28 protein-coding genes are annotated in these 23,594 nt (G+C 65.5%); 15 read left to right on the forward strand and 13 right to left on the reverse strand.

Annotation, left to right across the window (positions count from 1 at the left end; translation table 11 throughout):
* Positions 1-42 precede the first annotated feature (42 nt).
* Positions 43-939: an SMP-30/gluconolactonase/LRE family protein gene (locus BSQ44_RS14125; RefSeq protein WP_083534749.1), complete on the forward strand. Its 897-nt coding sequence runs from the start codon at positions 43-45 to the stop codon at positions 937-939.
* Between the two features lie 164 nt (positions 940-1,103).
* The gene (locus tag BSQ44_RS14130; protein WP_072605251.1) at positions 1,104-1,595 is read left to right on the forward strand and encodes a Gmad2 immunoglobulin-like domain-containing protein; all 492 of its coding nucleotides are present in this window, start codon (positions 1,104-1,106) and stop codon (positions 1,593-1,595) included.
* Between the two features lie 19 nt (positions 1,596-1,614).
* Here BSQ44_RS14130 and BSQ44_RS14135 read toward each other — a convergent pair whose 3' ends face one another.
* The 3 genes from BSQ44_RS14135 to BSQ44_RS27540 form a co-directional block, all read right to left on the reverse strand.
* Positions 1,615-3,060, reverse strand: a complete 1,446-nt coding sequence (locus BSQ44_RS14135) for an amidase (RefSeq protein WP_072608064.1) — start codon at positions 3,058-3,060, stop codon at positions 1,615-1,617.
* A 43-nt stretch (positions 3,061-3,103) separates the two neighbouring features.
* Positions 3,104-4,156: an aldo/keto reductase gene (locus BSQ44_RS14140; protein WP_072605253.1), complete on the reverse strand. Its 1,053-nt coding sequence runs from the start codon at positions 4,154-4,156 to the stop codon at positions 3,104-3,106.
* 148 nt (positions 4,157-4,304) lie between these two features.
* The gene (locus tag BSQ44_RS27540) at positions 4,305-4,766 is read right to left on the reverse strand and encodes a hypothetical protein (protein ID WP_072605255.1); all 462 of its coding nucleotides are present in this window, start codon (positions 4,764-4,766) and stop codon (positions 4,305-4,307) included.
* Positions 4,767-5,007: 241 nt separating this feature from the next.
* Between BSQ44_RS27540 and BSQ44_RS27220 the strand changes: the two genes are divergently transcribed.
* The gene (locus tag BSQ44_RS27220; protein ID WP_169858329.1) at positions 5,008-5,172 is read left to right on the forward strand and encodes a hypothetical protein; all 165 of its coding nucleotides are present in this window, start codon (positions 5,008-5,010) and stop codon (positions 5,170-5,172) included.
* 121 nt (positions 5,173-5,293) lie between these two features.
* On the forward strand, positions 5,294-6,346 hold the full coding sequence (locus BSQ44_RS14150; RefSeq protein WP_072605257.1) for a DUF1176 domain-containing protein: 1,053 nt from the start codon (positions 5,294-5,296) through the stop codon (positions 6,344-6,346).
* A 6-nt stretch (positions 6,347-6,352) separates the two neighbouring features.
* Here the strand turns inward: BSQ44_RS14150 and BSQ44_RS14155 are convergent, their stop codons facing one another.
* From BSQ44_RS14155 to BSQ44_RS14195, 8 genes are all read right to left on the reverse strand, one after another.
* Positions 6,353-6,772: a DUF1330 domain-containing protein gene (locus tag BSQ44_RS14155; RefSeq protein ID WP_072605259.1), complete on the reverse strand. Its 420-nt coding sequence runs from the start codon at positions 6,770-6,772 to the stop codon at positions 6,353-6,355.
* A 28-nt stretch (positions 6,773-6,800) separates the two neighbouring features.
* Positions 6,801-7,628, reverse strand: coding sequence for an alpha/beta fold hydrolase (locus BSQ44_RS14160; protein ID WP_335622598.1), 828 nt, complete (start codon positions 7,626-7,628; stop codon positions 6,801-6,803).
* Positions 7,629-7,711: 83 nt separating this feature from the next.
* Positions 7,712-9,322, reverse strand: coding sequence for an NTP transferase domain-containing protein (locus BSQ44_RS14165; RefSeq protein ID WP_072605263.1), 1,611 nt, complete (start codon positions 9,320-9,322; stop codon positions 7,712-7,714).
* Positions 9,319-10,029: an XdhC family protein gene (locus BSQ44_RS14170; RefSeq protein ID WP_072605266.1), complete on the reverse strand. Its 711-nt coding sequence runs from the start codon at positions 10,027-10,029 to the stop codon at positions 9,319-9,321. Before BSQ44_RS14170 ends, BSQ44_RS14165 begins: the two co-directional genes overlap by 4 nt.
* A 12-nt stretch (positions 10,030-10,041) precedes the next feature.
* A complete protein-coding gene (locus tag BSQ44_RS14175; RefSeq protein ID WP_072605268.1) occupies positions 10,042-10,380 on the reverse strand; it encodes an XdhC family protein in 339 nt (112 codons plus the stop codon).
* A gap of 25 nt (positions 10,381-10,405) precedes the next feature.
* On the reverse strand, positions 10,406-11,668 hold the full coding sequence (locus tag BSQ44_RS14180; RefSeq protein WP_072605271.1) for a vWA domain-containing protein: 1,263 nt from the start codon (positions 11,666-11,668) through the stop codon (positions 10,406-10,408).
* Between the two features lie 249 nt (positions 11,669-11,917).
* The gene (locus BSQ44_RS14190; RefSeq protein ID WP_072605273.1) at positions 11,918-12,847 is read right to left on the reverse strand and encodes an AAA family ATPase; all 930 of its coding nucleotides are present in this window, start codon (positions 12,845-12,847) and stop codon (positions 11,918-11,920) included.
* A 24-nt stretch (positions 12,848-12,871) separates the two neighbouring features.
* Entirely contained in the window at positions 12,872-13,366 is a 495-nt protein-coding gene (locus tag BSQ44_RS14195; RefSeq protein WP_072605275.1) for a flavin reductase, read from the reverse strand.
* A 154-nt stretch (positions 13,367-13,520) separates the two neighbouring features.
* On the opposite strand from BSQ44_RS14195, the gene BSQ44_RS14200 reads away from it, so the two are divergent.
* The 7 genes from BSQ44_RS14200 (at position 13,521) to BSQ44_RS14225 (ending at position 19,149) form a co-directional block, all read left to right on the forward strand.
* Positions 13,521-14,585 (forward strand): branched-chain amino acid ABC transporter substrate-binding protein, encoded by a 1,065-nt coding sequence (locus tag BSQ44_RS14200; RefSeq protein ID WP_072605277.1) that lies wholly within the window; start codon positions 13,521-13,523, stop codon positions 14,583-14,585.
* An 11-nt stretch (positions 14,586-14,596) separates the two neighbouring features.
* On the forward strand, positions 14,597-15,625 hold the full coding sequence (locus tag BSQ44_RS14205; RefSeq protein ID WP_072608066.1) for a P1 family peptidase: 1,029 nt from the start codon (positions 14,597-14,599) through the stop codon (positions 15,623-15,625).
* A gap of 50 nt (positions 15,626-15,675) precedes the next feature.
* The gene (locus BSQ44_RS14210) at positions 15,676-16,398 is read left to right on the forward strand and encodes a DUF2259 domain-containing protein (RefSeq protein WP_072605280.1); all 723 of its coding nucleotides are present in this window, start codon (positions 15,676-15,678) and stop codon (positions 16,396-16,398) included.
* Between the two features lie 41 nt (positions 16,399-16,439).
* Complete coding sequence (locus BSQ44_RS14215; protein WP_072605282.1) at positions 16,440-16,928, forward strand: hypothetical protein; 489 nt, start codon at positions 16,440-16,442, stop codon at positions 16,926-16,928.
* A 59-nt stretch (positions 16,929-16,987) separates the two neighbouring features.
* The gene (gene purB, locus BSQ44_RS14220) at positions 16,988-18,295 is read left to right on the forward strand and encodes an adenylosuccinate lyase (RefSeq protein WP_072605285.1); all 1,308 of its coding nucleotides are present in this window, start codon (positions 16,988-16,990) and stop codon (positions 18,293-18,295) included.
* Positions 18,296-18,358: 63 nt separating this feature from the next.
* Positions 18,359-18,532, forward strand: a complete 174-nt coding sequence (locus tag BSQ44_RS26890; protein ID WP_157894598.1) for a hypothetical protein — start codon at positions 18,359-18,361, stop codon at positions 18,530-18,532.
* A gap of 59 nt (positions 18,533-18,591) precedes the next feature.
* A complete protein-coding gene (locus tag BSQ44_RS14225) occupies positions 18,592-19,149 on the forward strand; it encodes an RBBP9/YdeN family alpha/beta hydrolase (RefSeq protein ID WP_072605287.1) in 558 nt (185 codons plus the stop codon).
* 4 nt (positions 19,150-19,153) lie between these two features.
* On the opposite strand, the gene BSQ44_RS14230 is transcribed toward BSQ44_RS14225, so the two are convergent.
* On the reverse strand, positions 19,154-19,927 hold the full coding sequence (locus tag BSQ44_RS14230) for an HpcH/HpaI aldolase family protein (RefSeq protein WP_072605289.1): 774 nt from the start codon (positions 19,925-19,927) through the stop codon (positions 19,154-19,156).
* Between the two features lie 110 nt (positions 19,928-20,037).
* Positions 20,038-20,358 (reverse strand): DUF1476 domain-containing protein, encoded by a 321-nt coding sequence (locus BSQ44_RS14235; protein WP_072605291.1) that lies wholly within the window; start codon positions 20,356-20,358, stop codon positions 20,038-20,040.
* Between the two features lie 280 nt (positions 20,359-20,638).
* On the opposite strand from BSQ44_RS14235, the gene purC reads away from it, so the two are divergent.
* The 4 genes from purC to BSQ44_RS14260 all read left to right on the forward strand — a co-directional run bounded on the left by purC (position 20,639) and on the right by BSQ44_RS14260 (position 23,541).
* A complete protein-coding gene (gene purC, locus BSQ44_RS14240) occupies positions 20,639-21,448 on the forward strand; it encodes a phosphoribosylaminoimidazolesuccinocarboxamide synthase (protein ID WP_072605293.1) in 810 nt (269 codons plus the stop codon).
* Between the two features lie 41 nt (positions 21,449-21,489).
* Positions 21,490-21,732 (forward strand): phosphoribosylformylglycinamidine synthase subunit PurS, encoded by a 243-nt coding sequence (gene purS, locus BSQ44_RS14245; RefSeq protein WP_072605296.1) that lies wholly within the window; start codon positions 21,490-21,492, stop codon positions 21,730-21,732.
* Between the two features lie 227 nt (positions 21,733-21,959).
* A complete protein-coding gene (gene purQ / locus BSQ44_RS14255) occupies positions 21,960-22,628 on the forward strand; it encodes a phosphoribosylformylglycinamidine synthase subunit PurQ (protein ID WP_072605300.1) in 669 nt (222 codons plus the stop codon).
* A gap of 43 nt (positions 22,629-22,671) precedes the next feature.
* The gene (locus tag BSQ44_RS14260; protein WP_083534751.1) at positions 22,672-23,541 is read left to right on the forward strand and encodes an ABC transporter permease; all 870 of its coding nucleotides are present in this window, start codon (positions 22,672-22,674) and stop codon (positions 23,539-23,541) included.
* Positions 23,542-23,594 lie beyond the last annotated feature (53 nt).

Here is a 23,594-nt window from a genome sequence, read left to right on the forward strand (position 1 = left end):
CAGTTCTCCCAACGAGATATCCGAAAATCACGGGAGAGCACGATGAGGAAGTGGAGCATGGCCGTCGCGGTTGCGGCAGCGATCGGGTCTGCGCAGGGTGCGGCGGCGGCCGACGTCAAGGTGATCAACGAAAAGGCGGCGTTTCCCGAGGGGCCGGCCTTCATCGACGGAAAGCTGCATTACGTCGAGTATGGAGGCAACACGATCCTGGTCTGGGACGGCCAGACGAACAAGGAGCTATGGAAGAGCGAGGGCTGCGGGCCGTCCGCGGTCTTGCCGCTCGGCGACGGCGACCTGATCGTGACCTGCTACGACAATGGCACCATCGCCCGCGTATCGCGCGGCGGCGAGACGATAGCCAGCTACGACAAGGACGAAGCCGGGGACGCGCTGCTGGGCCCCAACGATCTCACTTCGGACGGCAAGGACGGCGCCTGGTTTACGGCGTCCGGACCTTGGGAATCCGGGCCGATCGTGGGCAAGGTCTACCACCTGTCTGCCGACGGGACGATCCGCATGTCGGCGGATGATCTGCACTACGCCAACGGCATCGCCCTGTCGGCGGACGGCAAGCGCCTTTATGTCAACGAATCGGAGGCCGGCCGTGTCATCTCCTTCGCGGTCGGCGAAGACGGATCCCTGTCGGACCGCCGCCTCTTCGTGCGCGTCGGTGCGGTCGACGAGGCGTCTGGTGCCGGAGCCTACCCGGATGGCATCAAGATCGGGCCGGACGGCAATTTCTGGATTGGCCAGTATTCGAGCGGCCGCGTTGTCGTGGTGGATGCCGAGGGTGCCTTTGTGAAAGCCGTTGAGGTCCCATCGCCGACGGCGCCGAACCTCGCTTTCGCACCGGACGGGAAGTCGATCTTCGTCATGTCCGTCGACGATACCTCGAATGCGCCTTACTGGGGCAAGGTCTACGAGGTGCCGTTGGAATAGCGGATCGCACGCGGATTCCGGCGGCGGCCCTCCCGAAGCCCCGCCAATTCGGGTCTTTGGCGCCGCGTCTGTGAGCCGCAACACAGACGCGCGAGCTCTCCTCGGCTTTTCCTGACCGGGTGTCCTTCGGAGGCACCCATCGCGTCGGAGCGGAGATTTGCGCCATGACCAACATTATCCAGCAGCCACAGCCGTTCGATCTCGTCGGCGATCCGGTTTTGATCGCCGGCATCGGACAGGGTTTCGAAGCCACACTCAACTGGCGTGTCCACGAGGGGCATGACGAGCGGACCGGCTTCTTCAACGTCGGCGGCGGCACGGGCGAGCACGGTCAGTTCCAGGTGCAGGCGGCGATCGGCGACGCCGCCTTCCAGCTCGACAGGCTATTCGTGGAAGTGTTCGAAGAGAGCGCGCAGGACGGGTCGGAGATCAACAAGGTGATCGTTCCGGTGATCTACGGGCCGCGCATCGTGCCGGGCTACATCGGTTACCGCATACACGTCGTGAAAGCCGGCGACACGCTGTCGAAGATCGCGCGGGACACTTATGGCGACGCCGGGCAGTTTTCCCGCATCGCGCGAGCCAATCCGCAATTGATCAGCGACCCGAACCAGATCTTCGTCGGCCAGGTGCTGAAGGTGCCGATCGGCGCGTGAAGCGTGGCGCGAGAAGCAGTTATCGGACGCCGTAGGGCGTAACCTCCTCGTAGGCGGCGGCAAGGGTCAGGACGGCCAAATCGCCGCGCGGGCGGCCGATGAGTTGCATGCCCATGGGGCGGCCGGTGTCGTCGAAGCCGACCGGTACGTTGACGGCGGGACAACCGGCCATGGTGGCGAGCGCACAGACTTCCATCCAGCGGTGGTAACTGTCCATCTTCCGGCCGGCGATCTCGGCGGGCCAGTGGCGGTCGATCGGAAACGGGAAGACCTGCGCGGTCGGCACGGCGAGGAAATCGAAGCGGTCGAACAGGCCGACGACGTGGCGGAACCAGGCGGTGCGCACGGCGGAGGCGGCATGGATCTTTGCCGCCAGCAGGTCGAGACCGCCCTCGACTTCAAAGATCGCTTCCGGCTTCAGCATGTGCCGGCGGTCGGGATCGTCGTAGTGGACCTTCAGCGCGCTTCCGGAGGTGAAGTGGCGCAAGGTCACGAAGGCCTGCCAGAGCGATTCGAAGTCGAAAGCCGGGACGAACGGCTCGACGGTCGCGCCCGCACCTTCAAGGGTCTTCAGAGCTGCGGAGCACAGGTCGAGTATCCCGAGCTCCATGGCAAGGTGCCCGCCGAGATCGCCGAGCCAGGCAATGCGGACGCCTTCCGCCTCAGGCCTCAGGGCATCGAGAAAATCGGTGTCACCGTCTAGCGAGAGCGGCGAACGGACGTCGTACCCGCTCTGGACCTCGAGCAGCAGCGCCATGTCGCGGACGCTGCGCCCCATGGGGCCCTCGACGCCCATCTGTGTGACGAAGGCCTCGGGCTGCGGGCCGGCGGCCACCCTGCCCTGCGAGGGGCGAAACCCGTACACATTGTTGTAGGCAGCGGGGTTGCGCAGGGAGCCGCCCATGTCGCTGCCGTCGGCCACCGGCAGCATGTGGAGCGCCAGCGCCACCGCCGCGCCGCCGCTGGAGCCGCCCGCGCTCAGGCCATGGTCGAAGGCGTTCAGCGTCGGGCCGAACACGGGGTTGTAGGTGTTGGAGCCGAGGCCGAATTCCGGCACGTTGGTCTTGCCGATGATGATGGCGCCGGCGGAACGAAGCCGCTCGACGAAAAAGTCGTCCACGTCCGGCACGTTGTTGGCGAAGATCGGAGAGCCGAAAGTGGTGCGCAGGCCCTTCGTCTGTGCCAGGTCCTTGACCGCCATCGGTACGCCAAAGAGCAGGCCCTTCCCCTCACCTCCCGCAAGCCGCCGGTCGGCGTCGTCCGCCTCCCGCAGGAGTTCCTCGCGGTCGCGCAGCGACACGATGGCATTGACGTGGGAATTGACCTTATCGATGCGGGAGAGCACCGATTTCACGACCTCGGCGACCGAGTAGGTGCGGTCGCGGATCGCCTCGGCCAGATCGGCCGCGCCGAGACGGCCGATGTCGTCGGGCGGGGAGAAGCGCCCGTTGCCGGGCGTCGGCATGGTGTTGGTCAACGCTGAAAACCCTCCCCTTGCGCCGGACGGCTCAGGGGCAGGGATTTCCGACCCGCTGGTGAATGTCGTCCACGGCCTTCTGCATCTCCTCCGTCCACTTTACGTCCGCCGAGTCAAGCGCCAGAGCGAGCTGATCGAGGTTTGTGGCGCCCACGATGTTGGAGGTCATGAAGGGACGCTGGGTGACGAAGGCGTTGGCGAAGAGTGCCGGCTCCAGTCCGAAGGACCGGGCGAGATCGCTGTAGGCGCGGTGCGCATCGAGGGCGTGGGGTTTCTCGTAGCGCTGCAGGCGGTCGAAGAGCTGCTTGCGCGAGCCCTTCGGCAGCGCTCCGTTGTCGTATTTGCCCGAGAGGTAGCCCTGCGCCAGCGGCGAGTAAGCGAGCAGGCTCACGGTCTCGCGCCGGCAGACCTCCGCGAGGTTCACCTCGAAGGTGCGATTGACCAGGCTGTAGGCGTTCTGGAGCGAGGCCGGACGCGGTCCGACGCCATTGTCGCTTTCGGCGAGATAGCGCATGACGCCCCAGGAACTCTCGTTGGACAGTCCGTAGTGCCTGATCTTGCCCTGCTTCACCAGTTCGTCGAAGACGGCAAGCGTTTCGGCGATGGGGGTCTCGTCCGCGAGGACGGTATCGGCCTCTTTGCCGACACGCGTCGGATTGGCGCCCCAGGGGACCGGCCGGTCGGGAAAATGGATCTGGTAAAGGTCGAGATAGTCGGTCTGGAGCTTGGCGAGAGACTTCTCTACGGCGTCGAAAATGTCGGCACGCACCAGCTTGGAGGGACGGCCGCCGCGGAACCATTCGTTGTCGGTGCGGCCCACCACCTTCGAAGCGAGCACGACGCGATCGCGGCCGCCGTTCTTCGTGAACCAGTTGCCGATGATGGTCTCGGTGCGTCCCTGCGTCTCGGGCTTGGGCGGAATGGGGTAGAGCTCGGCGGTGTCGATGAAATTGACGCCGCGGTCGAGTGCCATGGCGATCTGGGCATGCGCCTCGGCCTCATCGTTCTGCTCCCCCCATGTCATGCTTCCCAGACAGATGGCGGACACGGAAAGGCCGGTGCGGCCGAGCGGGCGCTTGTGCAAAGTTGGAACTCCGTCAGGATATCGGTTGGCGCAGAGAATTCGCGCGGAAGCCCCTTATAGCCAACCCGGCGCTGAGCTCAAACGCGCAATGGCAGAACCTTGCGTCGCCCGCTTGCGGCTTCGTCCATTGGTCGGGAAGGATTTTCGATCAGCGGCGGCCGGCGAGGCGGCGCTTTTCCTGGTCGATCAGCATGTTGGCGATCTGCATGCGGATCGCGGCACGCTCCCGCAGCCGCGGTTCGGCGCGGTCGGGGTGGTTGGCCATGGCGAATTCGCGCCGGATGCGGTCCATGTCGCGCGGCCAGCGTGCGGTCGCCATGCGCAGTTCCGCGGCGATAGCCTCCGGCTCGATGGAGGGCAGCGGAGGCTCGGTGGGCTCGGGGGTTTCCATGCCCGGGGTATCCCGCACGGTTTCCCGATCCTCGTTTTCGCGATAGACGCTCTCGACGAAATCGCTCGGCATGCTCGCCCAAAGCTCCTCTACCGCATCTTTCGGCGCGACGTAGCCGAACGGTACCGCGGGACGGCCGGAACCTTCCTTCTCGCGCTCCGATCTGTCGAGGAGCTCGTCGAGCAGCGATGTGAATTCACTCGTCGTAAACGCGGCCATCGTCAAACCTCCGCCATTACAACGCGGGTGGATGAAAACTGCTCCGAACTCTATGCGAAATCACTTAATTTTCCGGTGATCGTAAGGATCGAATTCGAGACATCAGCATCGAAGACGAAGGGTTGGCTCGAAACGAGCCGGCAGCACGCATGGCAGCCATGCGTTATGTTGCAGTGCACAAAAGCGTCACGAATCACCATTATGTAGTTCTGCGGGAGGAGAGCCGAACAGGAGTTTTTCCATGGGTTTCCTTACCGAACTTTTTTCCCGCCCGCGGCCAGCCGAGGAGCAGCGCTATCGCAGCGCCATGGTCCTGCTCAACGGCATGAGCAATGCCGAGCGCGCGGACATCGGCATCAAGCCGGCGGATTTTCCGCGGATCGCACGGCGGATGGCGTCGCGCTGAGCCAACCGAGCGGGGCGACACGATCCGCGCGGGAGACCGCTTTCCGGCGCTTGAACGTCGGGGGCTTCACAGACGCGCCGCAAACCCGGCATAGGCTGGGACCTTCAAACGGAGGTCCGCCATGTCGATTCGCTCTCTCGCATTGCTTGCGCTTGGCGCATCTATCCTTCATGCACCGGCCGCTCTGGGACAGGACCTCCCCTACCAGGACGACCGGTCGGACGCCGAGGCGCTGATCGAATCCTACTACAACGCCGTCAACAGGCGGGAATTTGCCCGCGCCTGGGACTACTACGGCGAGAAGAAACCCGCCGCCGATTTCGACGCGTTCTCCGATGGTTATGTCGAGACCGAGCGGGTCGAACTCGTCACTGGCCCCGTCGGCGAGGAAGGAGCGGCCGGCAGCCGGTTCTTCAACGTGCCCATCGCGATCCGCGCCACCAACACGGACGGCAGCGAACAGGTGTTTTCCGGCTGCTACACGGCGAGGCTCGCCAGCCCCCAGATCCAGGGGGTCCCGTTCCAGCCCCTGCACATTTCCGACTGGTCGTTCTCCAAAGCGCAGGAACCGCTGGAGGACGCCGTGCCGGCGCAGTGCGGCGACGCGCCCGTGCCCTCGGAGCAGAAGGTGCTTCTGCGCCGGGCGAAAGAACTCTTCGAGACCGCCTATTCCGACATCTGCGGCTGGGGCGCCGGTGGCGACGCGTCGCAGAAGGAGCCCGAAGTCCACACGATCAGCTACCACGCGACCTATGACGGACCCGAGGAGCCGGCGCGGCAGGCGCATCTCTTTCGCTTCTTCTGCGGCATGGGCGCCTACAACGAGAGCCACGTCTATTACATCTCGACCGAGCTCGACGGACTGCGCCAGCTGCAGTTCGCCGAACCGGACTTGCAGATCCGCCGCGAGAACGACGACGATTCCGAAAGTCCCGTCGAAGACGTTCGGATCGTCGGCTACACGGTGGAGGACCAGCTGGTGAACTCGTTCTATTCGCCCGAGGAGCACACGATCTCGTCGCACTCGAAGTGGCGCGGCGTGGGCGATGCCTCATCCTCGGGCCTGTGGCTCTTCCGCGACGGCAGCTTCACGCTGGTGCGCTACGAGGTCGACGCCACCTATGACGGCGAGATCAATCCGCAGACGGTGCTGGACTACTACACCGCGCCCTGAGGACGTCTATTCGCCGAACCCGGCGCCGACCTTCTTCGGCGCGAGGCGAATGAGGCGCGAATCCAGAACGGCGGCCTGGCGGTGAACCACCGCCTTCTGGTACTCGGGATCCTTGACCATCTCGACGAAGGCGGCGCCCGACGGGTATTCGGCGATGAAGCAGTGGTCCCAACTCTCCTCCTGTGGACCGATCAGCATCAGCCGGAAGTCGCCAACCCAAGCGATACGGCCGCCGACGCGACGAAAGACCGGGCCGCTCTCGCGACCATAAGCGGCATAAGCCTCCGCGCCGGTCGCCTTGCGCGCGTCCGGATACGCAGCCGCGTCGCGCAGACGAACCAGGTTGAGCATATGGATCGGACCTTCCTCCGCGAGCCCGCGGAACTCGCCGAACTTTTCGCGCGTGGGGTCGATGTAGCCGGTCATATTGCGTCTTTCTTCGAGGTGATCCGGTTCAGCGGACCGACAGCATCCAGTTCAGCGTCTCGCGCCAGTCGGTCATGCGGATCGGGGTGCCATGCGTGCCGGTCTCGAAGCGGACCATGCGCACGGGATAGTTCGGCGCGGCGGCGAGGACGGAGCGAAAGAAGGCCTCCTGGCTCGCCACGGGGAACACGGTGTCGCGGCTCCCCTGCCCCAGGAACAGCGGGACGCGCGCCTTGAAGGCGGCGCTCTTCACGAAGCCGTCGTTCCACATCGAGCCGAGCAGAAGCAGGCCGCCGAGGCGCGGGACGATGCTGGGGTCGTCGGCCAGCCGATAGCAGAGCGCGCCGCCCATCGATCCGCAGGCGACGAAGACCGGCGCACCGGGCGAGCGTTCCGCATAGTGGCCGATTAGTGTCGCCACCGTGTCGACGCCGGCCTCGCCGAAATCGGGGAAATCCGGCGAGAGGTAGAGCCCGCCGTTTTCAGCCATCAAATTCTTGATGCGGTTGAAATTGCCGCCAAAGGTGAAGTCGTCGACGCCCTGCTTGCGGCTGCCGCCCTGCCCGTGAAGGTAGACGGTAATGACTCTCGCGCCCGAGGTCTCGCCGACGGCCACATTGGGAATGCCGTCGAGCGACAGATCCTGCTGCTGGCGCCGCACGCCCAGCGCGACGTAGCGGCCATGGGCGCGGCGTTCGGGGATCTCGTCGCGCTGGTTGATGTCGCGCATCTCACGATAGTCCACCACCCGGTAGGCGCCGTTGTCGGAGGAGGACAGGAGGGCCGGATAGGCGAAAAGATCGTCCTTGAAGGACTTAAGCTGCAGGCTCGCCGCCGACGCGGCGATAGTAGCCATGAGGAGAGCGGCTGCCGTACAAAGGAAAGTCCGAGAAGACATCATCGCCGCTGAATAGACGCCGCGCGGCGGTCAAGGCAAGGTCAGTCCTGGAGAACCCCACCGGCTTCGTGCATCGCTTCGGGTGTGTCGACGTCGACGAAGGCGCCCTTGCCGATCTCGACGTCGACGACGTCGGCCGCGCCGCCTTCCACGATGTGGCGGGCGCCGGTGTCGCCCTCGAGGCTCTCGACCACGGGGAAGAGGCTGCGCGGCAGGATGACGGGGTTGCCGCGCTTGCCGTTGTGGGTGGCGCGCACGATCGCGGTGCCGCCGGAATTTTCGAAGGCCGCGATCATGCGGTCGAGGTCGGCCGTCGTCACCTCGGGCATGTCGCCGAGCACGATGAGTGCGCCCTGGGCGTCGGCCGGGACGGCGCGAATGCCGGCTTTCAGCGAGGAGGACAGGCCGGAGGCAAAATCGGGGTTTTCGACGGTGTCGACCTGGAGGCCTTCCAGTGTTTTCGAGACCCGCTCCGCTTGATGCCCGAGCACGACAAGGGTGGATATGGCCCGGCTCGCCGTGACACGGCTTGCGGTGCGGCGAATGAGCGGGTCGCCCTGGAAGCCCGCCAGCAGCTTGTTGGGTCCGCCCATGCGGCTCGATCGGCCGGCCGCCAGTATGACGGCGCAAACGCTGGGACGTGGCGCGGGTGCGATCTTCTCGCGCGGCTGCGGGCGGGTCGGGATTTCCATCAGAAGCCCGCCAACGCCCATGCGCGCGATATCGCCGGAGCCCACCGGGATGCCCGCCACGATGCGCTCCAGCACCCAGTCGAAACCGTTGGTCTTGGGACTGCGCGCGCAGCCCGGCGCGCCCAGCACGTGGACCTCGCCGACGCGGCCCAGTACCAACAGGTTCCCCGGATCAACGGGCATGCCGAAGCGCTCGACCGTGCCACCCGCGCGCCGTATCGCGGCGGGGATGATGTCGTCGATGTCGCTGACGGCGGAGGCCCCGAAGATCAGGACGATGTCGGCCGATGCCGCGGCTTCGGTGATCGCGGCTGCAAGGTCGACCTCTTCGTGCGCGGTGCGGCGTTCGCCGAGCAGCGTGCCTTTCAGGCGCTGGAGCCTGTCGCTCGTGATGCGCGTCGTCTTGTCGAGGACGCTCGCCTTGGTGCCCGGAAGCGTCGTCTGGATGAGGCCGACTCGCTTAGGGACGTAGGGATCGACGGCGAAGGCCTCGTCACCGGCGCACAAGGCGACAACGCGTTCCACGAGTTCGCCGGCGACGGCGAAGGGGATGATCTTCACCGTCGCGACCATCTGGTCGGCCTCAACGGCGGAATGCCCGGCGACCGTGGCGATGGTGATGGAGGGATCGACCGCATTGATGGCGTCGATGAGCGCGCGGTCGACGGTGAAGACCCCCGCGGCCTCCGCGTGCAGGTTCACCCGGCCGGTAGCCGGCGGCTTCACCTCGATGGAACATGTTTTCAGAGCGGCGGCGATGCGGCGCGCGGCATCGTCCTCGCCGAGATCGCTCGGATCGAGAACGGCGGCGACCACCCGGTCGTGCCCGGCTTCGGTCAGCGCGGAAACATCCTCGGCGGTGAGTCGGTGGCCCTTCTTCAGCCGGCGGCCGCGCAGCGCGGTCGCATGGGCGAGTATCGCGCCCTGCGCATTTTCGATCGCAACGGGACCGAACCTCATGCGGCGCGGCTCTTTTCCTCTTCCGCCAGCCCGCGCGAGCGGAAGGCGGCGATCACCTGCGCCAGCACCGCGACGGCGATCTCGGCGGGGCTCGCCGCGCCGATGTCGAGCCCGATAGGCGCCTGGATGCGCTCGATCGCCTCGCGCGCGAGGCCCATGGCCATCAGCCGCTCGACGCGCTTGCCGTGCGTCTTGCGGCTGCCGAGCGCGCCGACATAGAAGCAGCCGGCATCGAGCGCAGCCTTGAGCGGGATGTCGTCGATCTTGGGATCGTGGGTGACGGCGGCGACAGCGGTGTAGGGATCGAAGGGCCGGTCCTTGAGCACGGTTTCGGGCCAGTCGGCGTGCAGCGGGACGTCGGGGAAACGGTCGGGTGTGGCGAAGGCGGTGCGCGGGTCGATGATCTCGATGTCGTAGCCCGCGATCCGGGCCATCGGAGCGAGCGCCTGGCTGATGTGGACCGCGCCGATAACCACCAGCCGTGGCGGCGGCAGATGAACGTTGAGGAAATGCTTGCGGCCGTCCGACTCGACCGTGCCGGACTTGCCGGACCGGAAGGCTTTCGCGACCGGCTCGGCGAGGCCGCCGGAAACGCGATCGTTCTCGCGCACCACACGGTCGCTTCCGTCAGTCAGGTCAGTGACCAAGATGACGGCGCGGCGTGCGCGGCGGGCCTCGTTGATCTCCTTCAGAGACTTCGGATCCATCGGCGTCTCCCGTCAGCCCAGCCGCTCGACGTAGACGCTGATCCGGCCGCCGCAGGACAGGCCCACCTGCCAGGCCGTCTCGTCGGCCACGCCGAATTCCAGCATGCGCGGCTTGCCGCTTTCGAGGATGTCGATGGCCTCGGCGACCACCGCGCCTTCCACGCACCCGCCCGAGACGGAGCCCTGGAAGTTGCCTTCGGCATCAATGACGAGATGGCTGCCGACCGGGCGCGGCGCCGAGCCCCAGGTCTCGACCACGGTGGCGATGGCCACGTCGCGGCCCTCGTTTTTCCAGGTCTCGGCAACGGTCAGCGGGTCGATGGTTTCGTCGAATGCTGCGGAATGGTCCATGGCGGTTCTCCCCGACAAGATATGGTCACGCCGCTTGCCGATTGCCAAGCAGCGAGAGATAGCGCCGCGGATCAGCATCGCGGGAGCGGGTCTGCGACAGCGAGGCGCACAGGTCCTCCAGCGCGTTCAGCGTATGCACGGGGCGGAACTCGTCGACGTGCGGCAGCATGGTGCGCACTCCCCTCGCCTTCGGCTCGAAGCCGTCGAACCTCAGCAGCGGATTGAGCCAAATCAGCCGGCGGCACGACTTGTGCAGGCGGTCGATCTCCGTCTCCAGCATGGCGACGTCGTCGCGTTCCAAGCCGTCTGTGATGAGGAGCACCACGGCGCCCTGGCTCAGCACGCGGCGCGACCAGACCCGGTTGAACTCGTGCAGCGTCTGGCCGATCCGCGTCCCACCGGACCAGTCGCGCACGGCGAGCGAGCAATCCGCCAGCGCCTCGTCCGGATCGCGGTGACGCATCTGGCGCGTCAGGTTGGTCAGCCGCGTGCCGAAGACGAAGGTGTGCACGCGGCGGCGCTTCTCCGTCAGCGCGTGCAGGAAATGCAGGAAGATGCGGGTGTACTGGCTCATCGAGCCGGAGATGTCGGCAAGCACCACCAGCGGCGGATGGATTTCGCGTTGAGAGCGAAACTTCGGCAGGATCAGGTCGCCGCCCGTCCGCAGGCCGGTGCGCAGCATGGCGCGCGCGTCGGTGCGCCGGCCGCGCGGGTCGGACTTGTAGCGACGGGTTTTCACGAGATCGAACGGCAGGCGCAGGTTGGCAATCTCGCGCTTGGCATCGGAAATCTCGCGCGCAGTCATCTGAGCGAAATCCTTGCCGCGCAGCACCTCGCTGCCGGAGAAGGTGAAGCGGGCGTCGACCTCGACCTCGGGGATTTCCTGGGGTTTCTTCTTGTTCTCGTGCCCTTCGAACATGGCGTCCGCCACGCGGCTCTCGGCCGCGCGCGGCTTCTGGCGCTCGCGTGTGTCCGGCGCGACGGGCGAGAACATGGCGAGCATCTTTTCCACCAGCTCGCGCGATTTCCAGTAGAGGCGGAAAGCCTCGTCGAAGGTGGCATGGTCCTCGCGGCGCGTCACCAGCACCGAATGCAGCACCCAGTAGAAGTCGTCGCGGGTTCCGATGCCGGCGGCCAGCACCGCCTCGATGGCATCCTTCACCGCAGCCGGCCCGACCCGCATGCCCGCCTTGCGTAGCGCGCGGGCGAAATAGACGATGTTGTCGGCGAGCCGGCCGTCGGGCTTGGCGGCATTCCGTACCGTGATATTATCCGGCCTGGTCGTCATTGGAGGTGTCCGGCATTGACAAGAGCTGTCGAACCGCCAAGGCGTCGTCGACTGAACCAGGACGAGAAAAGAGAGCTGAGGGCGGCGGATGCCCAGCTCTTCGCGAAGAAATATGGCCGGAAATCGCAAAAGGGTGTGGAACCGAACGACCGCAAGTACGACCGCGAATTCGGGGAGCGGCTGAAACAGATTGAGCCGGACGAACTCGACCAACTGCTGAGGCACGGGGAAGAGTAGCCGCGCATCGCCCTATCCCGCAGCGGACATCTCGGCCTGAACTTCCTTCAGGAGCCGCCGGCCCTCGCCCTGCTCGATGCGGGCGATGTCGTCCTGGTACTTCAGCAGGACGCCGATCGTGTCGGAGACCGTCTCGGGATCGAGCGCGATCTTGTCGAGTTCGGTCAGCGCGCTTGCCCAGTCGATCGTCTCGGCGACGCCCGGAGACTTGAAGAGATCGAGCTCGCGCAGCTTCTGGATGAAGCGCACGAGTTCGGCGGAAAGCTTGCGGTTGGCGCCGGGCACCTTGCGGTGGACGATCTCCAGTTCGCGTGCTGCGTCCGGATAGTCGACCCAGTGATAGAGGCAGCGCCGCTTCAGCGCATCGTGGATCTCGCGGGTGCGGTTGGTGGTGATGACGACGATGGGCGGCTCCTCCGCCTTGATCGTCCCGATCTCCGGAACCGTGACCTGGTAGTCCGACAGGATTTCCAGCAGGAACGCCTCGAACGCCTCGTCGGTGCGGTCGAGTTCGTCGATGAGAAGCACCGGCGCGCGGCCGCCCGTGCCCGACAGCGCGTCGAGGATCGGCCGCCGGATCAGGTATTTTTCGGAGAAGACGTTCTTCTCCATGAGGTCGCGGTCGGTCTGGCCGGCGGCCTCGTCCATGCGGATCTCGATCATCTGGGCGGCATAGTTCCACTCGTAGACGGCCGAGGAAACATCCAGTCCTTCGTAGCACTGGAGGCGGATGAGCCGGCGTCCGAGGGCGCTGGCCAGCACCTTGGCGATCTCCGTCTTGCCGACGCCGGCTTCGCCTTCGAGGAACAGCGGCCGCTTCATGCGCAGGCTGAGGAACAGCACGGTCGCCAGTGCGCGATCGGCGACATAGTCGGCACCTTCGAGAAGCGCCATGGTCTCGTCGATCGACTGCGGAAGCGGGTGGCTGTCCGGACTGCTCATGAAATCTCCATGAAGGGCGGGCCGCTAAAGCACATGATAGGAGCGGCGATGATAGAGGAGCGGGCGCGAATCGTCGCCGACATGGAGCGCCCTCACCCGCCCGAAGAGCACACGGTGGGTGGCGAAGTCCTTGGCCTCGACGAGTTCGCAATCGAACACCGCGAGCGCGTCGGGGAGCGTCGGAGCGCCGGTGGCGATCTTTTCCCAGCCGCCGCTCTCGAACCGTTCGGCCTGGGATTTGCCGGTGAGGCCGGAAAAATCGGACGCCAGGGGCTCGTGCCTGGCGCCGAGCGTGTTCAGCGCGAAGACGCCGTTGTCGCGGAAGCGGTCGTTATCCTCATTCTCCCGGTTGAGGCAGACGAGGATCGTCGGCGGATTGTCGGAGACGGAACAGGCGGCGATGACGGTCGCGCCGCGCCTTCCGGCGGCACCGTCCGTGGTCACGATGTGAACCGCACCGGCGAAATTCGCCATGGCGTCGCGGTAGTGGCCGGGCTCGATCTGGCTCTTCTTCAACACGAGGCAGGGCTTTCGGGGAAGGCGTGGGGCATGAGCGCCAATATAGGGTTATGCGGCAAAGCCACAAGCCGGGCCGCCGAGCCGCATTGCATCGCCGCCGAACCTTCTTTACCAGCGTTGCTGACACGCTGGGCGAGAACGAAAAAACCACCCGATGTCCAAGCACATCCTTCCGGCACTTCTTCTGATCGGCCTGTCTACCGGCTCCGCCTCGGCTGAAACGCTCGGCCTTGCGGCCCCGCTGTCGGACACCGCGGCACTGCTGGGCGAACAGATGCGCGCCGGTGCGGCAGCCGCGATCGAGGCGGCAGGCGGCGATAACGAACTCGACGTCCGTGACACCGAATGCACGGCCGAGGGCGGCACCGCCGCCGCGCGGCATTTCGTCGAGGCCAAGGTGGCGGCCGTTACCGGGTTCCTGTGCGTCGAAGCGATCGAGGCGGCGATGCCGATTCTGGCCGAGGCCGGGATCCCGGTGATCACGACTGGGGTTCGGGTCGACAGCCTGACCGACCGGAAGGAAAAGACCGGCTGGTCGGTCTTTCGGCTCGCGCCCCGCACCGACGAGGAACTGGCGGCGGTCTCGAGGATCCTGACCGACCGCTGGCGCGACGAGCTGTTCGCGGTGATCGACGACGGCACGATCTACGGGCGCGAACTGGCGGAGGGATTCCGCCTCGCCGCCGAGCAGTCCGGGCTGAAACCGGTGTTCACCGACACGTTCCGCCCGCAGCTCGAAAACCAGATCGCGCTGGCTGGCCGGCTGCGCAAGGCCGGCGCGACGCATGTCTTTGCCGGCGGCGACCGGGCCGACATCGCCATCCTCGGCCGGGACGCGGCCGAACTCGGCTACGACCTCGTGATCGCCGGCGGCGAGGCGCTGCGGGCGGCGCGCGACGAGGTCGACCTCGTGCCCGGAACGCTGATGATCGGGCTGCCCGACTGGGCCGACACCGCAGACGCGCAAGTGGTGGCGAAGCTCCGCGCCGCAGGCGTTGAACCGGAGGGCTACGTCGTGCCCACCTACGCGGCGGTCGAGATCGCGCTGGCGGCAATGGCCGCGGCGGAAGAATCCGACGCGACGATCGCCGGATCGCTCGCGGGCGGAACTTTTTCCAGTGCGCTGGGGGACGTTCGTTTCGACGCGAAAGGCGACTGGACGGGGAACCCGTACAGGCTGTTCAGCTATGGCGGCAACGAATTCGTACCAGTGGAGTGAGGGACAGAATGGTGCAACGGACCGGTCCGCGTAACGCCCTGACCGACGTGGCAGGGTTGCGCGTTGCGAACGCGCACGATCCGGTCCTGCGCTCAGGTGTTACCGCCGTGCTGTGCGATCGGCCGACGGTTGCGGCGGTGCAGGTGCTCGGCGGTGCGCCAGGCACGCGGGAGACCGACCTGCTGGAGCCGCACAACGCGGTCGAGACGGTGGACGCGATCGTTCTGTCGGGCGGCTCCGCCTTCGGGCTGGATGCGGCTTCAGGGGTGCAGGCGTTGCTGCGCGAGAAAGGCGTCGGAATCAAGGTGCGCGGCCTGTCCATACCGATCGTGCCGGCCGCCATCCTGTTCGATCTGGTGAACGGCGGGAACAAGGACTGGGGCAGATACCCGCCCTATCGCGACCTCGGCTACGAAGCGGCCGATGCCGCGGCGGAAGCATTCGCCACCGGCTCGGCCGGGGCGGGCTACGGCGCGCTCACCGCCGGGCTGAAGGGCGGACTGGGGACTGCTTCGACGCTGACGAAGGACGGCATCACGGTCGCGGCGCTGGTTGCGGTGAACGCCGTCGGATCGGCGACTGTCACCGATACGCCGAACTTCTGGGCCGCGCCGTTCGAGATCGACGGCGAGTTCGGCGGTCTCGGGCTGCCTTCACCCATGCCGATCGACGCCGCGGACGTGCGGTTGAAATTCCGCGACGGCAATGCGCCGGCCGCTAACACCACGATCGCGGTGATCGCGACGGACGCGGCACTGACCAAAGCGGCGGCGAAGCGGCTGGCGATGGCCGCGCATGACGGTTTCGCCCGCGCGCTGTGGCCCGCGCACACGCCGGCCGACGGCGACCTTGTCTTCGCGCTTGCCACCGGTGCGGCAGAAAGGGCGCCACAGGGCGACGAGATGATAGAGATTTGCGCGGCCGCCGCTTCGACCATGGCGCGCGCGATCGCCCGCGGCGTCCACGACGCGACCGCGACCGAGGGCGACTTGTTGCCGGCATGGTCGCAGCGCGTGCGGGCAAGCCGCGGCGAATCCTGATAGGCTTAGAACGCCTTCCTGGGACCGACCGCCCTAACCGGAGATCGACGATGACACGCCTGCTGACCGCGCTGCTTTTCTTCTTCCCGATCCTCGCTGGTGGAGCCGCGCATGCGGGGAATGTATCGGAGCTGGAAATCCTCGGCTTCAGCTCCGACGGCTCGATCTTCGCCTTCGAGGAGTACGGCATCCAGGACGGCTCGGGCTTTCCCTACGCCAACCGGTTCTACGTCGACGTCGCATCCGACAGCTTCGTGACGGGCACGCCGATCCGCATCCTACTGCAGGACGAAAGTGCGACCTTGCGCGATGCCCGCGCCCAGGCGCGGGCGCCCGGCCAATCCATCGTCTCGGATGCCGAACTCATGGCCAACCGGGGCTACACGGCCGGCGCAAACGCGATCACCGAGCTTTCGGCCGATCCGTTCCGGATGAATGTAAACCCGCGCCCGGTCATCCCGCCGGTCGACGACCCGATCGAGTTCCGGCTGGAGGAGTTCAATCTCGATGCGCAAGGGTGCGAGAACCTCGGCCCGACAATGGGTTTCCGGCTGCTCCGCGTCGATCTCAGACAGGACGGGTCCGTTTCGCTCGTGCATGAAGACGAATCGATCCCGCAGAGCCGCAACTGCCCTCTGGGCTATCGGCTCGGCGCCGTCCAAACCATCCATCCGGATGCCGGAGCGCCGTCCTATGCCGTGTTGATCGCAATCGAGAGCTTCGGGTTCGAAGGACCGGATTACCACTGGATCGCGGTCACCGGCCGGCTTTGAGGGCACGTCGAATATCCGCGCCGGCAGTTCCGGAGTTCGCAGTGCCGCCATCGCCCCGTTCGTGGACCTCCGCGGTCCTTCATCTGGTCATCGAGTCGATCGTCTGGAGCGGCCTGATGGCAGCGAGCGCGGCGTTCTCAGTTTGGCGCTACGATTGGCAAGACGGCATGGCGATCTTATCCGTCGCGGTGCTCTTTGCCCTCGGCGGCGTGCTCGCCTATGCGCCCGCGATCGTGGCGGCGGGGTTCGTTGCCGGCAAGCGGCGGCCCGAGACCCGGTTCGCCACCTATCTGGTCGCGCTCGCTACCGCCACGATCGGCGCCACGGCGCTGCTTTTCGGGCTCTACTACCGTTCCTACTATGCGGAATGGCACGGCCCGGCCTTGTCCGTCGAGTGGACGTATCAACTGGTCTTCACGGTGGCGGCGGCCGTCTACCATTTCTGCGTCCTCGGCATCCGGCTGTTCCTGCCGATCGGATTTCCGGCCCTGCTGGCCGTTTCCCTGTGGTATGGCGCCCGGGCGCGTTGAGCGCATCGCGATCGTCTGCTAGAGCGGCGCGTACCGCCCGAAAAACTGGGAATGAACGCATGATCCCGCGCTACTCGCGGCCCGAGATGGTCGCTCTCTGGTCTCCCGAGACGAAGTTCCGGATCTGGTTCGAGATCGAGGCGCATGCCTGCGACGCGCTTGCCGAAATCGGCATCATTCCGCAAGAAGCCGCCCGCACGATCTGGGAGAAAGGAGGCAGCGCGGAGTTCGACGTCGCGCGCATCGACGAGATCGAACGCGAGACAAAGCACGACGTCATCGCCTTCTTGACGCACCTCGCCGAGATCGTGGGGCCCGACGCCAGATTCGTGCACCAGGGCATGACCTCGTCGGACGTCCTCGACACCTGCTTCAACGTGCAGCTCGCGCGCGCTTCCGACCTTCTGCTTTCCGACGTGGACGGCCTTCTGGCGGCGCTTAAGGAGCGCGCCTTCGAACACAAGGACACGATCACCATCGGCCGCTCGCACGGCATCCATGCCGAACCCACCACGTTCGGCGTGAAGCTGGCGCAGGCCTATGCCGAGTTCGACCGCTGCCGGTCCCGCCTCGTGGCGGCGCGCGAGGAGATCGCCACCTGCGCGATCTCGGGCGCTGTCGGCACGTTCGCCAACATCGATCCGCGCGTGGAGGAGCACGTCGCGGAGAAGATGGGGCTGAAGCCAGAGCCGGTCTCCACGCAGGTCGTGCCGCGCGACCGCCACGCCATGTTCTTCGCCACGCTCGGCGTTGTCGCGTCTTCCATCGAGCGGCTGGCGATCGAGATAAGGCACTTGCAGCGGACCGAGGTGCTCGAGGCGGAAGAGTATTTTTCGCCGGGCCAGAAGGGCTCCTCCGCCATGCCCCACAAGCGCAATCCCGTGCTGACGGAGAACCTGACGGGGCTCGCGCGCATGGTGCGCTCGTATGCCCTGCCGGCGATGGAAAACGTGGCGCTTTGGCACGAGCGCGACATCTCGCATTCCTCAGTCGAGCGCATGATCGGGCCGGACGCGACCATCACGCTCGACTTCGCCCTGGCGCGGCTCACCAACGTGGTGGAGAAGCTCGTCGTCTATCCCGACAACATGCTGAAGAACATGAACAAGTTCAGCGGACTCGTCCATTCGCAGCGGGTGCTGCTGGCGCTGACCCAGGCCGGCGTTTCACGCGAGGATTCATACCGCCTCGTCCAGCGCAACGCGATGAAGGTGTGGGAAAAAGGCAAGGACTTCCTCGAAGAACTGCTCTCGGACGAAGACGTGCGCGCCGCGCTTCCCGAGGACGTCATCCGCGAGAAATTCGATCTCGGCTATCACACCAAGCACGTGGACACGATTTTCCGCCGCGTCTTCGGCGCTGTCTGACGCGGGGGAACGGAACGCGCAAGCCCGCGTTTCCAGCCATCGGAGGGGCCACGGAGGCCAGCGATGGCGAAGTACGAACATGATTTCGAGGAGCAGCAGCCCGGCATCACACGCTACGTGGTGTGGGCGCTGGCAATTTGTCTCGCGGTCGGCGGGTTTCTCTACGCAGATGGATACTTCGACGAGATCGTCGAGCAGACCACGGAAGCACCGAACCCGCCCACCGACGCAGGCTGATATCTGATCGCGGCGCATCCTGCTTGCAGCCGAAAAGGCGGGTCGCTACATGGGCGGCCATGAAAGCCAAGGACGCCGACATCCTCATCATTCCAGGCTACACCAATTCCGGAGCGGACCATTGGCAAAGCCGTTGGGAGGCCAAGCTCTCGACGGCCCGGCGGGTCGAACAGGCGGAATGGTCGAAGCCGGTGCGCGAGGACTGGACGGCGGCCGTAGCGGAGGCTGCCAATTCGGCCGACAGACCGGTCGTGCTGGTCGCGCATTCGCTGGGCATCCCGACCGCCATCCACGCTCTTCCCGAGATTCGCAAGCCGGTGGTGGGCGCATTCTTCGTGGCACCGCCCGACGTGGCGAACTCCAACATCCGTCCCAAGCATCTGATGACGTTCGGGCCCTACCCGCGCGACCCCCTGCCCTTTCCCTCAGTTGTGATCGCCAGCCGCAACGACGCGTTCTGCGATTTCGACGTGGCGGAAGACATCGCCGCCGCTTGGGGATCGCTTTTCATCGACGCGGGCGCGGCGGGCCACATCAACGCCGAGGCAGGCTTCGGTCCGTGGCCTGAGGGATCGATGGTGTTTGCGCGGTTCCTGTCGCGGTTGAGGGCGGGTTGAGCTCTTAGCCGAGGCTGTCGCGCGCCTCCTGGATCAGCGTTGCCGAGCCGGCCGCGATGACGCGGTGTTCAGACGCGATCGCCTGGAAGCGGAAGCCCATCTGCGAGAAGCGGCCGACCATGTTCGTGTTGGTGATGTAGATCGCCGCCACCTTGCCGGCGGCCGCGGTGCGCTGCCCGATGTCGGCCAGCGTCTCCATCATGTCCTCGCGGGTCGGGTCGATCGCGGCCCCCTTGGTCCAGGCGATGGAGAAATCGGACGGGCCCACGAAGATGCCGTCGATGCCCGGCGTCTCGAGGATGCCGTCGAGGCAGTCGAGCGCCTGGCGAGTCTCGACCATAGCGAAGGCGATGGTGCGGGTGTTGGCGTTGAGCAGCCATTCCTGGGCGTTCCTGACGGCACTGCGCGGAAGCGCGAAGGTGGGACCCCAGGAGCGCTCGCCGAGCGGCGGATACTTCATCGCCCCGGCGAAGGCCTTGGCATCCGCCACCGAGTTGACCATCGGGGCGATGACGCCCTCGGCGCCGAAATCGAGCGCGCGGCTCGCCATGTCGAACCGGCCGACCGGTATCCTGACCAGCGGGTGACTGCCAGCCCTCAGGATGGCCGGAATACTGCGCAGGACGCTGTCCTCGTGATGCCCGCCATGCTGCATGTCGAGCGTGACCGCGTCGAAGGCCTGGCCCGCCATGATCTCGACGGTCAACGGGTCCGGAACGCCCGACCATGCGGTGAAGACCGTTTCCCCCTCGTTGAGCCGCTCCAGAAGCGTCTTCATCGGTATCGTCCCTCCATGCGATCGAACGGCATGTAATCAGAGCGGCCGCGGCCTAAAAAGCAAAAAACCGCCCGGCGGGCGGTTTTCCGGTTGCGCCAGAGCGCGGCGCGTCACGCCTTGCTGACCTGCTCGGCGGCGACGACCAGCAGTTCGTCCATCGTGCGGCGGATCTGGTGGTCTGACTGCTCGACGCCGGCGGCGTCGAAATCGCCACGAACCTTGCGGAAGACGTCCTCGTCGCCGGCTTCCTCGAAATCGGCTTTCACCACCTCGCGAGCATATGCGTCGGCATCGTCGCCGGACTTGCCTAGCTTCTCGGCCGCCCAAAGCCCCAGCAGCTTGTTGCGGCGGGCCATCGACTTGAACTTCAGCTCCTCGTCATGGGCGAACTTGTTCTCGAAAGCGTCCTTGCGGCTCTTAAGATTGTCCATGGTGCATGCCTCCGGCCAGGGATCGATTCTCGTGCGGTTCCAATATGGCGACGCGGTCGACAAATCAAAAGGATTCGCTCGGGTCAATCGCAGTGTTCCGACGGGAGCGCGGCAAATGGCCCCCGCACCCGCGACGCAGCGACGAGTGGTGGACGGCCGGAGCGATTGCCATTGAGAAGCGGGCGCAAGTGCGCTAGAGACCGGCTTCGAGTTACCGAAAGGGCGAATACCCCGCCCCACGACCGGTCCCCGTTTCACCAGAAGGACCAGAGCAACCCATATGAACCGTCGCCGCCGCATATACGAAGGCAAGGCCAAGATACTCTACGAGGGCCCGGAGCCGGGAACGCTGGTCCAGTTCTTCAAGGACGATGCCACCGCCTTCAACAAGAAGAAGCATGAGGTGGTCGACGGAAAGGGTGTGCTCAACAACCGCATTTCCGAGCACATCTTCACGCATCTGAACCGGATGGGCATCCCCACGCACTTCATCCGCCGGCTCAACATGCGCGAGCAGCTGATCAAGGAAGTCGAGATCATCCCGCTCGAGATCGTCGTCCGCAACGTCGCGGCGGGATCGTTGTCGAAGCGGCTCGGCATGGAGGAAGGCACCGTCCTTCCGCGCTCGATCATCGAATTCTACTACAAGGCCGACGCTCTCGACGATCCGATGGTGTCAGAAGAGCACATCACCGCTTTCGGATGGGCGTCGCCGCAGGAGATCGACGACGTGATGGCGCTCGCCATCCGCGTCAACGACTTCCTCTCCGGCCTCTTCCTTGGCGTCGGCATCCAGCTCGTCGACTTCAAGATCGAATGCGGCCGGCTCTTCGAAGGCGACATGATGCGCATCGTGGTCGCCGACGAGATATCGCCGGATTCCTGCCGCCTGTGGGACGTCTCCACGAACGAGAAGCTCGACAAGGACAGGTTCCGCCGCGACATGGGTGGCCTCGTCGAAGCCTACCAGGAAGTCGCACGGCGCCTCGGCATCATGAACGAGAACGAGCCGCCGCGCCCGACCGGTCCGGTACTGGTGTCGACGGACGGCGGAGCCAACAACGGCAAGGGCCGCGGCAAGCCGCACTGATCCGCGGCATCGGAAATTCGCCAGGACAAGGATTGGGGGCAGTGATCAAGGCGCGAATCACCGTCACGCTGAAGAACGGCGTGCTCGACCCTCAGGGAAAGGCCATCGAAGGAGCGCTCGGTGCGCTTGGCTTCGAGGGCGTCGGCCATGTTCGGCAGGGAAAAGTCTTCGACGTCGAACTCGAAGGCTCAGATACGGCGAAGGCCGAGGCTGACCTGAAAGCCATGTGCGACAAGCTTCTGGCGAACACGGTGATCGAGAACTATAGTATCGCCATAGCATGAGGCCGCCGGTTCCATACCAGGTCAAGGAAGAGGCTGCGTCACTCAGGCTGTCTATGACGGGGATCCAGACGGACGCGCACGATATCTGCGGCATGCTGGCGCAGCACGACGGGTGGATCGAACCGCGGCTGGAGTTGCGCAAGCTAGCCGAGCCCCGGCGGCCCCTGGAGTCCTGAAACGGCCGCGTCTATTGCCCTGTCCCATTGATTGCATGGACTTTGTCACTGATGAAATCAGCCGTCGTCCTCCTCCCCGGCCTCAACCGCGACCGCGACATGATCGCGGCCCTGACCAAGGTTTCCGGAACGCCGCCTGTCACGGTCTGGCAGACGGACACGGAGATCCCGGACGTCGATCTCATCGTCATCCCCGGTGGGTTCTCTTACGGCGACTACCTGCGCTGCGGAGCGATCGCGGCTCGAATGCCGGTCATGCGCGCCGTGGCCGAGAAGGCCCGGCAGGGCGTCATGGTGATGGGCGTGTGCAACGGCTTCCAGATCCTGCTCGAAGCCGGACTGCTGCCGGGCGCCCTGATGCGCAACACCTCGCTCAAGTTCGTCTGCCGCGAGGTGAAGCTCGAGGTGGCGAACACCGACACGCCTTTCACGCGCGCCTATCAGCCAGGCCAGATCATCCGCTGCCCCGTGGCGCATCATGACGGCAACTACTTCGCCGACGCCGAGACGCTGGCGCGTATCGAAGGTGAAGGCCAGGTGGTCTTCCGCTATGCCGAAGGCACCAACCCCAACGGTTCGATCAACGACATCGCCGGGATCGTCGACTCCCGCGGCAACGTTCTTGGCCTCATGCCGCATCCCGAAAACCTGATCGAGGCCGCCCACGGCGGCAAGGACGGGCGCGGGATCTTCGAATGCGCACTTGGAATCGCCGCATGATCCTCCAGATGCAGCGGAACGCCCAGGACACCGGACCTGAACATTGAGCATCGCCGAAGCTGACAAAGCCGAGACCGAAAAAGCCACGGCGACGACCCGTCATGTGGTTCGCGAGGGGTCATCAAGGCGCGGACTGTTCTCGGAGGCGTTTGGCGACATCGGCGCGGCCCTGAAGCGCCGTCGTGTCTGGGTTGCACTCGCCTCGGAGGACATTGGAGAAGGTTTCCGGCGCTCAACGCTGGGTCCGATCTGGCTCCTGATCAACTTCCTGCTGTTCCTCGGCATCCTCATCGTTATCATGGGACGCTTCGCCGAAGTGCCGAACTACCCGGCCTTCGTGGCCAGCGGTCTTATGGTCTGGCTCTACATCTCGGAGATTCTCGGAGAGGGCTGCGGGATATTCACCCGCGAGGAGGGTTTCATAAAGGGCACGGTGCTGCCGCTTTCCGTCTACGTCCTGCGCCAGACCATGCGCTCCGTCATCCGCGGCGGCTACATGCTTGCTGGCGCGGCACTCGTGTTGCTGTTGACTGGTGCCATACCGACGACGACGTGGCTGACCTCGCTCGCCGGTATCGTCGTGCTCGTTTTAACGGCGCCGCCCGTGATCATCCTGCTCGGCATCCTCGGCGTGGTTTTTCCCGACATCCAGTTTTTCATGGGAAATATCATCCGCATCGGGTTCTTCGTCACGCCGATCTTCTGGTCCAAGCCAAGCGAGTTCGGGATGCGGGCGCTGCTTTATCACTGGAATCCCTTCACCTACTACATCGACATCGTGCGCACCCCGATCATCTTTGACGCGGTGCCGCTGGATTCCTGGGCAATGGTGGGGCTGATGTCGGCGGGGCTGTGGATTGCTGCCATCCTGGCGCTCGGCTACTACCGGCGCCGCATCGTGTTCATGATCTAGCGATTGGCCACAGTTCGACAATGGTCTCGATCCGCATCGAAAACGTCGGGCTT

It is taken from the genome of Aquibium oceanicum (assembly GCF_001889605.1).
Lineage (GTDB): Bacteria > Pseudomonadota > Alphaproteobacteria > Rhizobiales > Rhizobiaceae > Aquibium > Aquibium oceanicum.